Origin of the sequence: Aliifodinibius sp. S!AR15-10 (genome assembly GCF_031569985.1) — a bacterium.
Lineage (GTDB): Bacteria > Bacteroidota > Rhodothermia > Balneolales > Balneolaceae > JAMQKA01.
The window spans coordinates 17,820-32,212 of sequence record NZ_JAMQKA010000042.1; the positions used below are offsets into that span (position 1 = coordinate 17,820).

At 47.6% G+C, this 14,393-nt stretch carries 15 protein-coding genes; 11 read left to right on the plus strand and 4 right to left on the minus strand.

Translation table 11 applies throughout. The features are described 5' to 3' along the window. Positions 1–51 precede the first annotated feature (51 nt). The 3 genes from NC796_RS20175 to NC796_RS20185 form a co-directional block, all read right to left on the minus strand. On the minus strand, positions 52–741 hold the full coding sequence (locus NC796_RS20175; protein ID WP_310687200.1) for an ABC transporter ATP-binding protein: 690 nt from the start codon (positions 739–741) through the stop codon (positions 52–54). A gap of 84 nt (positions 742–825) precedes the next feature. Beyond that, positions 826–1,260 (minus strand): four helix bundle protein, encoded by a 435-nt coding sequence (locus tag NC796_RS20180; RefSeq protein WP_310687201.1) that lies wholly within the window; start codon positions 1,258–1,260, stop codon positions 826–828. Between the two features lie 82 nt (positions 1,261–1,342). After that, a complete protein-coding gene (locus NC796_RS20185) occupies positions 1,343–2,632 on the minus strand; it encodes an HlyD family efflux transporter periplasmic adaptor subunit (protein WP_310687202.1) in 1,290 nt (429 codons plus the stop codon). A 258-nt stretch (positions 2,633–2,890) separates the two neighbouring features. Between NC796_RS20185 and NC796_RS20190 the strand changes: the two genes are divergently transcribed. The 8 genes from NC796_RS20190 to NC796_RS20225 all read left to right on the plus strand — a co-directional run bounded on the left by NC796_RS20190 (position 2,891) and on the right by NC796_RS20225 (position 9,499). After that, complete coding sequence (locus NC796_RS20190) at positions 2,891–3,334, plus strand: four helix bundle protein (protein ID WP_310687203.1); 444 nt, start codon at positions 2,891–2,893, stop codon at positions 3,332–3,334. 65 nt (positions 3,335–3,399) lie between these two features. Next, positions 3,400–4,776: a sigma-54 dependent transcriptional regulator gene (locus NC796_RS20195; protein WP_310687205.1), complete on the plus strand. Its 1,377-nt coding sequence runs from the start codon at positions 3,400–3,402 to the stop codon at positions 4,774–4,776. Positions 4,777–4,892: 116 nt separating this feature from the next. Continuing rightward, positions 4,893–6,257 (plus strand): ATP-binding protein, encoded by a 1,365-nt coding sequence (locus NC796_RS20200; RefSeq protein WP_310687206.1) that lies wholly within the window; start codon positions 4,893–4,895, stop codon positions 6,255–6,257. 389 nt (positions 6,258–6,646) lie between these two features. Then, positions 6,647–7,201 (plus strand): polysaccharide deacetylase family protein, encoded by a 555-nt coding sequence (locus NC796_RS20205; protein WP_310687207.1) that lies wholly within the window; start codon positions 6,647–6,649, stop codon positions 7,199–7,201. Positions 7,202–7,224: 23 nt separating this feature from the next. Beyond that, the gene (locus NC796_RS20210; RefSeq protein ID WP_310687208.1) at positions 7,225–7,458 is read left to right on the plus strand and encodes a hypothetical protein; all 234 of its coding nucleotides are present in this window, start codon (positions 7,225–7,227) and stop codon (positions 7,456–7,458) included. Between the two features lie 75 nt (positions 7,459–7,533). Then, positions 7,534–8,265, plus strand: a complete 732-nt coding sequence (locus tag NC796_RS20215) for a methyltransferase domain-containing protein (RefSeq protein ID WP_310687210.1) — start codon at positions 7,534–7,536, stop codon at positions 8,263–8,265. A gap of 118 nt (positions 8,266–8,383) precedes the next feature. Next, positions 8,384–9,046: a methyltransferase domain-containing protein gene (locus NC796_RS20220; protein WP_310687212.1), complete on the plus strand. Its 663-nt coding sequence runs from the start codon at positions 8,384–8,386 to the stop codon at positions 9,044–9,046. 207 nt (positions 9,047–9,253) lie between these two features. Further along, positions 9,254–9,499 (plus strand): DUF6429 family protein, encoded by a 246-nt coding sequence (locus NC796_RS20225; RefSeq protein ID WP_310687214.1) that lies wholly within the window; start codon positions 9,254–9,256, stop codon positions 9,497–9,499. A gap of 699 nt (positions 9,500–10,198) precedes the next feature. On the opposite strand, the gene NC796_RS20230 is transcribed toward NC796_RS20225, so the two are convergent. Beyond that, the gene (locus tag NC796_RS20230) at positions 10,199–11,053 is read right to left on the minus strand and encodes a transglutaminase-like domain-containing protein (protein ID WP_310687216.1); all 855 of its coding nucleotides are present in this window, start codon (positions 11,051–11,053) and stop codon (positions 10,199–10,201) included. Positions 11,054–11,337: 284 nt separating this feature from the next. Here NC796_RS20230 and NC796_RS20235 point away from each other — a divergent pair, with 284 nt between their 5' ends. The 3 genes from NC796_RS20235 (at position 11,338) to NC796_RS20245 (ending at position 14,384) form a co-directional block, all read left to right on the plus strand. Then, positions 11,338–12,564, plus strand: a complete 1,227-nt coding sequence (locus NC796_RS20235; protein ID WP_310687218.1) for an arginine deiminase family protein — start codon at positions 11,338–11,340, stop codon at positions 12,562–12,564. 13 nt (positions 12,565–12,577) lie between these two features. Next, complete coding sequence (locus NC796_RS20240; RefSeq protein WP_310687220.1) at positions 12,578–13,789, plus strand: site-2 protease family protein; 1,212 nt, start codon at positions 12,578–12,580, stop codon at positions 13,787–13,789. A 175-nt stretch (positions 13,790–13,964) separates the two neighbouring features. Continuing rightward, complete coding sequence (locus NC796_RS20245) at positions 13,965–14,384, plus strand: hypothetical protein (protein WP_310687222.1); 420 nt, start codon at positions 13,965–13,967, stop codon at positions 14,382–14,384. The last annotated feature ends 9 nt before the right edge of the window (positions 14,385–14,393 follow it).

Genomic DNA, 14,393 nt, shown 5'->3' on the forward strand with positions numbered 1-14,393 from the left:
TAACGTTTATGCTATAACACATCCGCACGTTAACACCTCAACACGTCAAATTTAAACATGAAACCCTTCCTGCATATTCTCAGTGACGACATGGCCATCAAACAGGTGGATGACGCGGCGGGCGTAGTCGGCATCGTGGGGAGAGTGAGTAACCATTACGATGGTGGTGCCCTGCTCGTTGAGCTCGGCCAGCAGCTTCATCACTTCATCGCCGTGATCAGAGTCGAGGTTCCCGGTCGGCTCATCGGCCAAGATCAGCTTGGCGTTGGCAACTACAGCCCGGGCGATGGCTACGCGCTGCTGCTGTCCCCCGGAAAGCTGCTGCGGAAAGTGGTTGCGGCGGTGCATCATGCTCATACGGTCCAAGGCCTTTTCCACTTTTTCTTTGCGCTCGGCGGAATCAACGCCCAGGTACAACAACGGCAACTCCACATTTTCGAACACCGTGAGCTCGTCGATAAGGTTAAAGCTCTGGAAGACAAAGCCGATATTCCCTTTGCGGAGCTGGGCACGCTGCCGTTCGGAGTGGTTGGAAACTTCCTGCCCAAGAAAATTATACTCTCCGGTGGTCGGGTTGTCGAGCAGACCCATGATATTCAGCAGGGTCGACTTGCCACAGCCGGAAGGTCCCATAATGGCGCAAAATTCTCCCTCCTGTATCTCCAGGTTCACATTGTCAAGAGCGGTGGTTTCAACCTCCTCGGTGGTGTATATCTTTTTTAAATTTTTTGTTTGGATCATGGCACTAAGTGTTGACGTGTTGAAGTGTTCGTGTGTTGAAGTGTTTAGGTGTTGGTGTGTTGATGTTTTTTTAGTGATGCATCTTTAATTAGTGGTAAAATCTTCTGCTACATAATGCGTTGCTGGCTCTTTTGTTTTTGATGAATGCTTGTTTATTGATTCCCTGATACGTTTCAATAAGGCCAGTGTTAGAGCTTGACAATAATCACATTGCTTTTGCAGCCCATTTACTCTTGATGCATCCATCATCTTTCGATCTTTAATTATGTACAGCAAACTTTTTACTTCCTGAGCAGAACTCTGAGAATAATCTAAAAAGCGTATAAAATCTCTTTTATGATATCGATTAAATCCTTCTGCAATATTTGTCATTACCGATATGCTGGCTCGTTTTAGCTGATCAGCAAGGGCAAATTCCTTTTCATCTTGAAGAATATCTACTAAGTCAAAAATATCATTTACTAAAACTCTGGCTTGCTGCCAACACCTCAAATCCTCATATCTCTCTATCTTCCCCATACAATTCCATCGTTGGTTAATATTTTATGTCAAGGATAACGTAAACACGTCAACACATAAACTTGAACACATTAGCACGAATTCACTGCAAGTTCAAAACCTCATTATCCCCAAACGTATCATAGCTGGAGGTAATGACGCGGTCGCCCGGTTCGAGTCCAGACAGTACTTCGAAATATTCCGGGTTCTGGCGACCGAGATTGATATCATGGCGCACGGCCTGCTCCCCGTCCTCGCTCACCTTATACACCCAGTTGCCACCTGTGGCCTGGTAGAAACCGCCGCGTGACAACAGCAATGCATTGGCCGACTCTCCCAGCTCCAGCCGGATACGCAGCGTTTGTCCCCGCCGCAAGCCGGACGGCGATTCACCGGAAAACTCCATATCCACTTCAAACTGCCCGTTTTCCACCACCGGGTACACTTTCGAGATAAACAGCTGATGGGTTTGCCCGGCAAAGTCAAAGCTACCCTCCAAGCCGGGAGAAATTCGCGACAGGTGAAACTCATCAATTCCCACTCGCACTTTGTAACTTTCGAGAATATCGACCTGCCCGATCCGTTCGCCCGGCGATATCGACTGCCCGGGGTTGAGCTCCACGGTGGATAGCTGCCCGGCAATGGGCGCGGTTACAACCAGCTTGTCGAGGATCTCCTGCACCGCCTCCAGGCTGCGCCACATGCGATCGAGCGACTCGTCAATCTGCTGCAGCTGCTGGGCCGCCCGGATGGAATCCTGCTTAAAGGACTCGTAAATCAAGTTGTGGCGTTTGCGCTGGTACTCGTAATTCTCTTTGGCCTCGATGTAAGACTGTTCGGATACCAACTCTTTCTCATATAACTTCTGCTGTCGCTGATAATCGGAACGGGTTATATGCAGCTGATTTTCCGCATTGGCCAATCGCTCTCGCAGGCTCAGCGTGTTTGTTTCAATGTTAAGGCGTGAGTTCCGGGTCTGATTAATCTGATCGTAGATCGAGGAGGTCTGCTGCATGACGCTGAGTCGCAAGTCGGAATTGGAGAGCGTCAAAATGGTGTCGCCCCGTTCAACCATGGTGCCCGACTCCAGGAAAATCTGCTCCACCACGCCGCCCTCCAGCGCATCAAGGTAGATCGTCTGGATCGGCTGGACGGTGCCGGTAACCTGGATAAACTCCTGGAACGAATCTTCCTGCACTGTGCTGATCGTCAACCGGTCGCGCTCTACATTGAGCGTGGAACGGACGTCCATAAAAATGAAGCTATACAGGAATAGACCAATGAGAAGCAGTCCACCGATGATCATACCGATCCGCTTGGGAGTCCAAAACTTTTTCTCAATTTTCCGGTCCATACCGGCACTGGATATGCGATCTTTTGAATCCTGGGACATCCGAACAGTTATGGTTTAGTTTATGAGCATAGCGCTAAGCGTAAAGAGCAAAGCGTTGTCGTTTTGTATTCCACACCTTACTGTACTCAATGACCATGCCAAAAAGAGAATCAACTGCTTAATCCCAAATATAGACCTTATTTCCCTGAGTCCTGTGCAGTTAAGAACATTTGGTGTCCGATATCGTACAGTTTTGTTAGATTAGAAATAATGGCTATTGCTTTTAAAGAGGCAGAAGTCATTTTTGTTGAGTGAGGCATGGATTTTGACAGTTTCAAACGTCACGCAGAGCGCACGGGGCAAGGCGTATTTTCTAACTTACATTTTCAATCAATCAGGAGAGTTTTGATGGTGAAATTCAGATTTCAAGATTTGGATATATGGAAAAAAGCTATAACGATTGCTGATGATTTATTCGATATCGCTGATGAATTGGAACAAAAAAAGTTATTTCGATTTGCCGAACAACTTAGAGGTTCAGGGCTAAGCATGTCTAATAACATAGCCGAAGGATCAGCCTCAAATTCGCAAAAAGTTTTTAGACGCTATTTAAATATTGCACGTAATTCTACTTTTGAAAACGCAAATGTAATTATCATGCTTGAAAGGAGAAGTTTGATTGAAACCGAAGAAAAAGAAGCGTTACTCAATGATCTGGATCATCTTTGCAGAATGATAACCAACTTAAAAAAGTCTCTATAACGCCATGCGCCACGCCCTATGCACTCTGCTAATTGTTAATTGCCAATTGCTAATTTAAAAAAGCCATGCACGAAAACACCGGTCACATCCTCGTAGTAGACGATGACGATGACGTCCTCCATGCCGCCAAGTTGTTCCTGAAGCAGCATGTGGGCAAAGTGGATACTGAAAAGAGTCCCAGATCGATTCCCAACCTGCTGCGGAATAACAGCTACGACGTCATTTTGCTGGATATGAATTTTACCGAGGATATGAGCAGTGGTCGCGAAGGATTTTTCTGGCTGGAAAAAATCCAGGAGATCGACCCGTCGCTGGCGGTTGTGTTCATTACCGCGTATGGGGATGTGGATAAAGCCGTAAGCGCGATCAAAAAAGGTGCCACCGACTTCGTACTAAAACCGTGGCAAAACGAGAAACTACTGGCTACCGTAACTTCTGCGATGAACCTCTCACAGTCACGCCGCGAGATCGATGTACTGCGCGATCAGCAAAAGACGATCAGTGCCAATATCGACCAGCACTACCAGGATATCATCGGCCACAGCGCCCCGATGATGAAGGTGTTTGAGACAATCGAAAAAGTGGCCAAAACCGATGCCAACGTGTTGATCCTGGGCAAAAACGGCACTGGCAAAGAACTAGTGGCACGCGCCCTGCACCGCCGTTCCAACCGAAGTGAAAACGTATTTATCAGCGTGGATATGGGGGCGATCCAGGAAAACCTGTTTGAAAGCGAGCTTTTTGGGCATACCAAGGGCTCGTTCACCGATGCCAAAGAAGCACGCGCCGGGCGTTTTGAAGTGGCTTCGGGGGGGACGTTGTTTTTGGATGAGATCGGCAATGTTCCTTTGCAGCTGCAGTCCAAGCTGTTAACGGTGCTGGAAAGCCGCAAGGTGACTCGCGTAGGTTCCAACAAACCAGTGGATATCGATATCCGGCTCATCTGCGCTACCAACACCCCGATCCAGGGGATGGTCAAGGATAACAAGTTCCGGCAGGATCTGCTGTATCGCATCAACACCATCGAAATTCGGTTGCCGGCACTGCGCGAGCGGAAAGAAGACATTCCCCTTCTGGCCCAACATTTTCTTGAACAGTACGCTGGTAAATACAACAAGGAGATTAACAAGCTCAGTGAGGGGACCCTCAAAAAACTACAATCGTACGGGTGGCCGGGCAATGTTCGTGAATTACGGCATTCGGTAGAACGTGCAGTAATCATGACCGATCACAACGTGCTGCAGCCGGAGGATTTCTTGCTGACCTCTCTCGACGAAAGTGAAGAGAAGATGATATTTGACGACTACAATCTTGAAGAGGTCGAAAAGACGGTCATCCGCAAAGCGCTGGACAAACACGAAAGAAATATATCCCGCACAGCCGAAGAGCTTGGTTTGACGCGAGCATCCCTGTATCGCAGGATGGAGAAGTATGATTTATAAAAAATGTGCTTAAGTGTTTACGTGTTTATGTTTGCAGTTCCTTGGTGTTAAAAAATCGCATCTGCACGTTAACACGTAAGCACATCAACACAGTAGCACATAAATACGTGTAGCTTATGATCAAAAATTTTCGCTTTAGCGTAGTATGGAGAGTCGGACTCCTGTTCGGCACGATGCTGCTGTGGGTGTTCCTGTTTATGCAGACCGAGTACTATGTCAGCATTGCAATGTTGGGCATGGTTATCATTTTCCAGACTGTTCAACTTATTCGCTATGTGGAAAAGACAAATGACAAGCTGACCCGCTTCCTTGAGTCGATTCGCTATTCTGACTTCTCGCGCTCATTTCCCGATCATGGCCTGGGCAAATCGTTCGAAGAGCTGAATCAAGAATTTTCCCGAGTCATTGAAGAGTTCAAAAAAGAACGTGCCGAGAAGCAGGAGAACTATCGCTACCTGCAGACGGTAGTACAGCACATCGGCATCGGGCTGATCTGTTTCAACCGGGAGGGAGAAGTAGAGCTGATCAACACAGCAGCCAAGCGACTGTTCGATATCGCCACACTGCGAAATATCAGGGCGCTGGGAGATATCGATGAAAAACTGCTCCGGGCGGTGACGGGCCTAAAGGGAGGCAACCGCACGCTGGTCCGAATCGGGCTGGGAAACGAGACACTCCAGCTGGCTATCTATGCCACTGAGTTCCGGATGCACGGCGACATGTTTAAGCTGGTCTCCTTCCAGAACATTCACACAGAACTCGAGGAAAAGGAGATGGAAGCCTGGCAGAACCTCACGCAGGTGCTGGCCCACGAAATTATGAATTCTATCACACCGATCGCCTCCCTCTCTGATACCGTTCATATGCTACTCACAAAAAATACGACCCCAAGAAACGGGCAGTATGTCATTGAACAGGAAGCACTCAACGATGTAAAAGATGCACTCAGTACCATTAACAAGCGTAGCCACGGGCTGATGCGCTTTGTGAACTCCTACCGCGATTTCACTCAGATCCCGGAACCCGACTTTGAACTGTTTTCGGTTGCTGAGCTGCTGAAGCGGGTCCGCCACTTGAACAAAGGAGAGGCCGAGGTACAGCAAGTAACAATCGATCTGGAAGTAGATCCTGAATCCCTTGAGGTCACCGCCGACCCGCAGCTTATTGAACAGACGCTGATCAACCTGATCAAAAACGCATTCCGGGCGCTCGAATCCACCAACAACGCCCTGATCACTCTGCGCGGCAAACTCGATTCGGATGGCCACGTGCTGATCCAGGTGCAGGACAACGGTCCCGGGATCAAAGAAGACAATCTTGAAAAAATCTTTATCCCGTTCTACAGCACGAGCAATCCAAGCGGACGGGGAGGTTCCGGCATCGGGCTCAGCCTGTCACGACAAATTATGCGGATGCACCGGGGGACACTTACCGTTCAGTCTGGTCGGAATGAAGGAACAACCTTTACGCTGCGGTTTTAGTTACTTTGAAAGTTGGATTAGATTATTTAGCGAATAACAACCCTGTTCGGGGACTCGTGAGGGAATTGTAGCGTTGATACGGTTGGTTTTATGATCAGCGTTTAGCGGCCTTGCCAGATCCTGAAACAAGTACAGGATGACATGAAAGTTTTAAAAACTGCAGATTGAGTTCTCATTTTTCTGTTAAATAATTGATGTTTACCATTTTGGGTAGTTAAGATTAATAGGCTGTACGGAATAGATTACCTTTATCACTTGCGCGGGAATTAATTCCCGCGCTATGGAAATGCACGATCAATTCCCTTGCTTTTTAAAACAGAATGACTTAACCACTCAACACATTGGTGTTTCATCATCTTTCACTTTGATCCATCATAAAACGAACAAAAATGCATTTCACTACCCTGAACAAACAACTCCTATCCCTACTTTTTTTATTCTTACCGATTTCTGTCACACAAGCCCAGGATAACAGCCTCTGGCACAACAAAAAGGCGGCGGTTGCACTCACCTATGATGATGCACTGGAGGCACAGCTGGACAATGCTGTACCCTTGCTCGACTCCCTGAACCTAAAGGTCACATTCTACCTGACGGGACATTTTCCCGGATTTCGCCAGCATATTGATCGGTGGAGAGCCGTTGCTGAAAAAGGCCATGATCTGGGCAATCACACGCTGTTTCACCCCTGCAAAGGTGATGCACCCGGTCGCGAATGGGTGCAGCCTGAAAACGATCTAAACCGCTACACTATGGTGCGGATGCTAAACGAGATCACAATGACCAATGTGTTGCTCAAAGCGGTGGATGGGCGATCCCACCGAACGTTTGCTTATCCCTGTGGCGATACGGCGGTTGGAGATTCCTCTTATATCAATCAAATAAATGAGCATTTTATTGGGCGCGCGGCGTACAAAGTGCAACGCCAACAATCAATACGGTAGATCTCTACAACATCGATTCCTACATGATCGATGGCCGTTCCGGGGATGAGATGATTGAACTCGTAGAGCAGGCGATGGAGAAAAAGGGACTGGTCGTTTTCCTGTTTCACGGCGTGGGTGGCGGACATGACCTGAACATTTCACTAGAAGCACACCGCAAACTTCTCCAGTTTCTGAAACAAAATGAGCAGGATGTCTGGACGGCACCGATGGTTGATATTGCAAAGCATGTGAAAGATTACCGTTCATCAATGTAAATACTATCCAAATCACATAACTTTAGTCAAGCTACATCAAACATCAATACCCTAGAACTGCAAGAATTCGTAAAAATGGATACTCCATTAAACGAGAAATCCTCTGTTCAGGAAATCAAAAAGCGCTTCGACAACGATGTTGAACGTTTTTCCAATCTGGATACCGGTCAGCAGGCCACGATAGATGCCCCGCTGGCGATGGAGCTCATCACCCAGGCCGCTGCAGCCAACAATCCCGATGCCCAAAACATGCTCGACATCGGGTGCGGAGCAGGAAACAACACGCTCAAACTTTTGGAGCAGGTCAAACCGCTGAACTGTGATCTGTTGGACCTCAGCCAGCCGATGCTGGAACGTGCACAATCACGGATTTCTCAAGTCAATACAGGGCAAATCCGAATTTTCCAGGGTGATTTCAGGAAGATTGAACTTTCTGAGAGACATTATGATGTCATTATTGCAGCGGCGGTACTGCATCACCTGAGAGACGACCGTGACTGGGAAGGGACATTCAAGAAAATTTATGATTTGACGGCACCGGGTGGCAGCGTCTGGATTACCGACCTGGTAAGCCATGAAAACGAACAGGTGCAGCAGATGATGTGGCAACGATACGGGAAGTACCTGGAGGACCTGGGCGGAACCGAATATCGTGACAAAGTATTCTCCTACATCGACAAGGAAGATTCTCCCCGTCCCGTAACCTATCAACTCGCCTTGCTCCGCAAGGTCGGGTTCAAGAATGTAGAGATTCTGCATAAAAACTCCTGTTTTGCCACTTTTGGTGCTGTAAAAGAAGCTGAGTGAAGAGTTTAGTGCCTGCAAGAATGCGTGAATCTGCTTCAATATTAGTAGGTTACAGGTCGTTAACATCCAAGAGTTCTACCGATGGGACAAAATAATCCTTAAATCAAAGGAGTACATAATGAATCCAGCAGAACGAATGGTCACTCAACGGTATCGGGATAAGGCAGTAAATCTGAGGCAATTGATCTTTGTAGTCTTGATCGCCCTCTCAATGCCAATTGCTGTTGAAGCACAAGATTATTCTTCGGATGTAAACTGGCTTATCGAGGTGCTGGAGCTAAAAGAGGGTGCAGTAGTTGCTGATATTGGCGCGGGGGACGGGGACCAAACGCTGGAAATCGCCCGATATATCGGACCAGAGGGGCATATTTACAGTACAGAACTGGGATCGGAGTCACTGCAAGAACTACGTGGCGAAATTAGCAGTGCATCACCCGGTAACGTCACGGTGCTTGAGGGCCATCCGGCACGGACCAACCTCCCCGCCGAGTGCTGTGATGCCATCTACATGCGCAGAGTGTATCACCACTTCGGGGATCCTCCTTCGATGAACGCCAGCTTGCTCCGGTCGCTCAAGCCCGGCGGCAGACTCGCCATTATCGACTTTGAACCGCGCGGCTCCGAGGCGGATCCCGGGGCACGCGCTTCTGGCAGGCAGCACGGTGTCACGGCCGAAACCGTAGTCAAAGAGCTCACAAAGGCAGGATTTATTTTGGTGAGCAATGATGATCGCCCCGGACGCAATTTCTATCTGGTCCTGGAAAAGCCGGAGGATAGCTAAATCAGAAATGATCTCTCCTTGTGCTTTCCCTCTGTCACTTTTTGCAACAGCCTGCAGCAAATGTTAGTCGAGAAGGGAAGAGAAGCTGAACAAAAACTAAGAATACTCATTTCGACTTTCCATCCAAATCAGAATTAACGAAAAACCTCTTATCTTTAGAAAACCGTCTAAACAAATAGTATTCATCCATAAAATACGCTATCAAAAATGGAATATGACAAAGAGAAAGCAGACGAAATGGTACTGGCCTTATTGTGGCTCACCGTGTTTGAGCAAGACTATGTTACCCGTGCCTGGAAAGGGCACAGCTGGGAACACCTGGATCGCCTCCATGAAAAAGGATTTATCAGTGACCCTAAAAACAAGAACAAATCGGTAGTCCTAACCGAAGAAGGGGAAAAACGATCAGAGGAGCTATTCAATCAATATTTTGGAATTGAAAAGCCGGATTAAAAACTGATATCATTAGTATCCAGGGAAATTAAGTTTTCAGGCAAAAATGGCGTATATATAAACAGGTTTCATACAATAGTCCAGCCTCTGGAGTCCGGCCTTGGTAAAGTTGACCGCCCGGAAGGGATTGGAGAGGAGCGCAAAGAAAAAGTCTGTAATTTTTTTAGGTGGAACGAGGAGCCCTTCAGGTCAAGTTTACCTTCGCCGGCGATTCATTTCGTTTAGTTCTTTAGTCCGACTTCCGGCGGATTTCATCGCTGAAAAAATGAACAGTAAGAATGAAAAGTAAGACAACGTTAAAAGTTCTTTACCAGACAACAGTGAATTAATATAACACTCTCACTAATCTTGCTTTACGAAGCCTGCAACTGCCACGAAATAATTCGCTGAAATAACAGACTTCTTGGGATCACTCAATATTCTGACAGATCAAGAACTTAAAAACCACACGTACTCTGCAGGAAGACCAGTTCTTTGTCAGGGAAAACAGTGTCTGTAATGAAGACCGGCAGCATCAGGCACTCTGACGAGAAACAGCGTAAAAAGGGATCGACAAAGTCCACAAGCTGGGATTAAAACAGAAGTGATAGGGACTAGCTCGAAGCGCCGCTTCGTGTAGTTTTAAACAATTACCTGCAGCGCGAAGCAGCACTTCGCGTTACAACTCAAGACTCATGACTCGTACCTCGTTACTCAAAACTACTTCTGGGTCATTTCCACCGTATTCAACAGCTTTTTCAGAGATTCCACCTTGTGATCCATATTCAGCTTGGCATAGCTCTGTATCAAATTGCGAATACAGCGGGCCAAAATCTCGATCTCACTGGTAATCTCAAAATGCTTCGGCTTGGGCTCAACACCGTTCTGCTTGAGAAAGAAGTAACACTGGTTGTAGCTGACCACCTTGCCGTTGTCAAACGGATCAATCAGCACCTCTTCTTTATCTCCTTTGAATTTGAGCATAAAATGAATCGGCATATTGATGCCATAAAACGGCATATTCAGTCGCCGCCCAATAAAAAGCACAATCATCGCAAGGGAAATAGGCAGGCCTTGTCGACGATCGATTACCCGGTTCAGGTAGCAGTTGTCGGGATTATAGTAATCTGCAGTGCTTCCGGTAAAATTCAGCTCCTCAAAGATAAAATCCATCAAATCGTGAATCTGCCGCGACTCATCCGGCTGGTATTGGATTTTACCGGATATCATGCTCGCAAATTGGTCAAGCTTCCGCATGTATTCACCTTCCCGCAGAGTTGGATTGTCAAACCGGGAAAGGATAAAGACCGCTTTTTCCAACTGCTTCAGGTTGGTAATTCCTCCATCCAGCACATCCATGAAATCCTCTTCCAGGTTGCCATACGTGATGTATTGGATGATCTCATTAATCAGTTCCTTCTCGGAGTCATCGCGCGTTTCGTTCTTCTGCTGGTCCAGCAGTGGTACAGCTTTTTCACCCAGCTCAAACAGGCGGTTCTTTACCTGCGACTTCACATACGGGTCCGGATCATCCAGCAGATAAACAAGTGATTCTATTTCAGTTTTTGTTGCCATAAAGTTTCTTCTGTTCTTGTCAACCTACACTCAACAGTGTTGATTACTTTTTCGTGCGGTAAAATAGAGAAAAAGTAATTTCTTTATCCAATCGTTCAGCAACTTTTAATATTTAATAAAAGGCGGGGGAAACTGTATATTTGGAAGCTATTTAGAAGTTAGAAGTTAGAAGTTAGAAGTTAGAAGTTAGAAGTTAGAAGTACCGCGAGCTTTAGCTCGCATTCATTCGTCTCACGCCTGACATCTCACGTCTCGCGGAATAACTAATTTTGATTCAACGCTGAATGAAACTGAATGTTAGTTCGGAAATTGGTCGCCTGCAGGGTGTGATTGTTCATACCCCTGGGCGGGAAGTGTCGCTTGTAAATCCCGAGCTGAAAGATGAGCTGCTGTTCGATGACATCGTGTTCGAAGAGGACGCCCGCCGCGAGCACCTGGACATGCTTGACATCTTCCGTGCCGCTATGTCTGCCGACGGACAAATTTTTGAGATAACCGATCTCATTCGGGACTGCTTCCAGATGGACCAGCAGGAGGCCCGTGCTTTTTTTGTAGAGCAATTGATAAAGCGATACCCCCAAGGCAATCTCCATACGGTAAAGAAAGAGCTGTTGACCCTCCCGCCTGATGAATTGCTACGATTTGCAATTGAGGGGACAACCGCCAAACGCAACTTTATTCTGAATCCCACACCAAACCTGCTATTTACGCGTGATTTGGCAGCCGTGGTCAACAACAACGTCCTGCTGTCGCGACCGGCAAAAGTGGCGCGCATTCGCGAATTTCTACTGATGGAGATACTGGTTCGCTATCATCCACTACTGGCCGGCCTGCAACCAAATATCCTAACGATAGCAGAGCAGGAGACGATCGAGGGGGGAGATGTGCTGGTGGCTTCAAAGGATTTGACCTTGATAGGAATGAGTGAACGCACTTCGTTCAGCGGCCTGATGACAGCGGCAGAGGGACTGCTCAGCAATGGAGTGAAGACCGTTTTGGCTGTTGACATCCCCAAGCAGCGGTCCTCCATGCACCTGGATACCATTTTCACCTTTGCCAGTCGGGATGAATGCCTGGTATTTCCGCCGGCCATCACCGAAAGAGAAAAAAACGTCGTTCGACTTTCTAACGAAAACGGGGCTGTCAATGCGGAAGTAATGCCTTCCCTAAAACAAGCCCTTGAGGAATGCATGGAGCACTCGTTTACGTTTATCAACTGCGGCGGTGAATCTCGCACCAACCAATTCCGTGAACAATGGACCGACGGGGCAAACGTTTTTGCACTTGCGCCCGGCGTCATTGTGGGCTATGAACGGAACACAAATACGTTTAACGCCTTGAAAGAGCATGGGTATGAAGTCATTAACCAATTTAATTTTATTGAAGAATACCAGGACAGCCCCTTTGAACCCGGGAGCAAAAAGATCGCGATCGGTTTTGAGGGAAATGAGTTGTGTCGCGGACGTGGCGGCGCACGGTGTATGACACTGCCAATTTCCAGAGAATCTTAAAAAGCATATTTCATTGGACGAACAACGTTTATCTTACGAATACCAAGAAGTTAAAACACAGCAATCGGAGCCCTCACCTCCTCCCAAACAGTTTGATACTAAAACGATCCTCAAACATGTCGGCCTTTTTGTGCTGACGTTTATCACCGTCTCTTTCTTCGGGGGATTATTTGTAGCCCAGACTGCGGTTGATCCCTCTATTACTTCGCAGATGATGGAGGGCGCGGTCTTCGCAACGGTTTTCTTGGCATTTCTGGGCGTGCATGAATTCGGCCACTTTTTTGCCGCACAGTATCACAACGTGAAAGTCACGCTGCCCTATTTTATCCCCGTTCCCCTTGGTATTGGCACGATGGGTGCAGTCATCCGAATCAAAGAAAAGATCAACGACACGTACAAAATGTTTGATGTGGGCGTATCGGGTCCATTGGCTGGATTTGTGGTATCACTGGCAGTCTTACTATATGGATTTTCAACACTGCCCGATCCCTCCTACATCAACAACTTTGCGGGACACGAGGCGGTGCAGGAATATGTGGCCCAGCACGGCACCTATCCCGCAGAACCGCCAAGCGCCGACTCCTCCGATGTGTTGATTGTGGGGAATACGCTTTTATACTCGTTCTTGGCTCAATTTTTTGAGAACGTCCCCCCGATGTACGAGATGTATCACTACCCGTTCCTGTTTGCAGGATGGCTCGGGCTCTTCTTTACGGCCCTTAACCTGATGCCGGTCGGGCAGCTTGACGGCGGGCACATTCTATACTCGCTCCTCGGTTTTCGACGGCATCGAACCGTGGCACGCGTCTGTTTTGGCGTCCTAACTACCCTGGCAGGCATCGAATCGGTGCCGTTTATCCATGTATCACTCCAGTCGTGGGGTCTCGCAAACCCCTACGGAACCGTAAGCTGGCTGATCTGGGCTGGCGTCCTGTTCTTTTTACTTAGGAAAGCGTATCACAATGACCACCGCTGGATAGCGCCGGTACTGATCACCTCACTTGCAGTATCCGCGGGGTATATCTACCTCGTTGTTGGCTCACTGCAATCCATGAGCTCCCTTATATGGATCGTATGGTCATTCTTTATCGCCTATTTCGTAAAGATTGAACACCCGCCTGCGCTCTATGAAAAACCTCTTGATCCCACGCGCCGCAGGCTCGGCTGGCTCAGTATGGCGATCTTTGTACTCTGTATCAGTCCGAACCCACTGTATTTTGTGTAACGTAAGGCGCGAGGAGCATGGCGTATAGCGTATATGGTCGGCCAGATTATAGAGGGAGGGAGTTGCATTCCCGACCACAAATAACCCTTCGCTCTGCTCATTGCTCTTTGCCCTTTGCCCTATCTGCCCGTACCTTTGATATCAAAATTCGAACCACCAAAGATTTAAATTTCTGATGAAATATCTGTTAGCTCTTTTTTCTGTACTTCTCTTTGTAGGTTGCTCGGGCGATCAACCGGAGAACCTTTCGGAGGCTGTTGACCAGCTTATTGCTGAAGACAATTATGAACAGGCACTGGAATACATCCAGAATGCCGATCCTGCCAGTACGGATGCTGATCTCGAAAAATTAAAGGAAAAGACATACCTGAATTACGGGCTTTACCTGGAATACCGCGGACCAGAGGACAGCAGCATGCGCGACCGTATGACCAGTGCGCTGGAGCAATATATCGAGGTGCTTAAAATTAATCCCAATAATGAGAAAGCGAGATCAGAAATTGAGCAGATTATGGGGATCTACAGCACCATGCCCGACCGCTCCCCGGGAGAAGAGATTATTACGGAATTGAACAAGCTTGGATTTGATTACTAAACATGGGGC

Bases quoted from the DNA above. Each gene is read 5' to 3' on its own strand.
- NC796_RS20175 (WP_310687200.1), bottom strand. From the start codon at position 741: ATGATCCAAACAAAAAATTTAAAAAAGATATACACCACCGAGGAGGTT.
- NC796_RS20180 (WP_310687201.1), bottom strand. From the start codon at position 1,260: ATGGGGAAGATAGAGAGATATGAGGATTTGAGGTGTTGGCAGCAAGCC.
- NC796_RS20185 (WP_310687202.1), bottom strand. From the start codon at position 2,632: ATGTCCCAGGATTCAAAAGATCGCATATCCAGTGCCGGTATGGACCGG.
- NC796_RS20190 (WP_310687203.1), top strand. From the start codon at position 2,891: ATGGATTTTGACAGTTTCAAACGTCACGCAGAGCGCACGGGGCAAGGC.
- NC796_RS20195 (WP_310687205.1), top strand. From the start codon at position 3,400: ATGCACGAAAACACCGGTCACATCCTCGTAGTAGACGATGACGATGAC.
- NC796_RS20200 (WP_310687206.1), top strand. From the start codon at position 4,893: ATGATCAAAAATTTTCGCTTTAGCGTAGTATGGAGAGTCGGACTCCTG.
- NC796_RS20205 (WP_310687207.1), top strand. From the start codon at position 6,647: ATGCATTTCACTACCCTGAACAAACAACTCCTATCCCTACTTTTTTTA.
- NC796_RS20210 (WP_310687208.1), top strand. From the start codon at position 7,225: ATGATCGATGGCCGTTCCGGGGATGAGATGATTGAACTCGTAGAGCAG.
- NC796_RS20215 (WP_310687210.1), top strand. From the start codon at position 7,534: ATGGATACTCCATTAAACGAGAAATCCTCTGTTCAGGAAATCAAAAAG.
- NC796_RS20220 (WP_310687212.1), top strand. From the start codon at position 8,384: ATGAATCCAGCAGAACGAATGGTCACTCAACGGTATCGGGATAAGGCA.
- NC796_RS20225 (WP_310687214.1), top strand. From the start codon at position 9,254: ATGGAATATGACAAAGAGAAAGCAGACGAAATGGTACTGGCCTTATTG.
- NC796_RS20230 (WP_310687216.1), bottom strand. From the start codon at position 11,053: ATGGCAACAAAAACTGAAATAGAATCACTTGTTTATCTGCTGGATGAT.
- NC796_RS20235 (WP_310687218.1), top strand. From the start codon at position 11,338: ATGAAACTGAATGTTAGTTCGGAAATTGGTCGCCTGCAGGGTGTGATT.
- NC796_RS20245 (WP_310687222.1), top strand. From the start codon at position 13,965: ATGAAATATCTGTTAGCTCTTTTTTCTGTACTTCTCTTTGTAGGTTGC.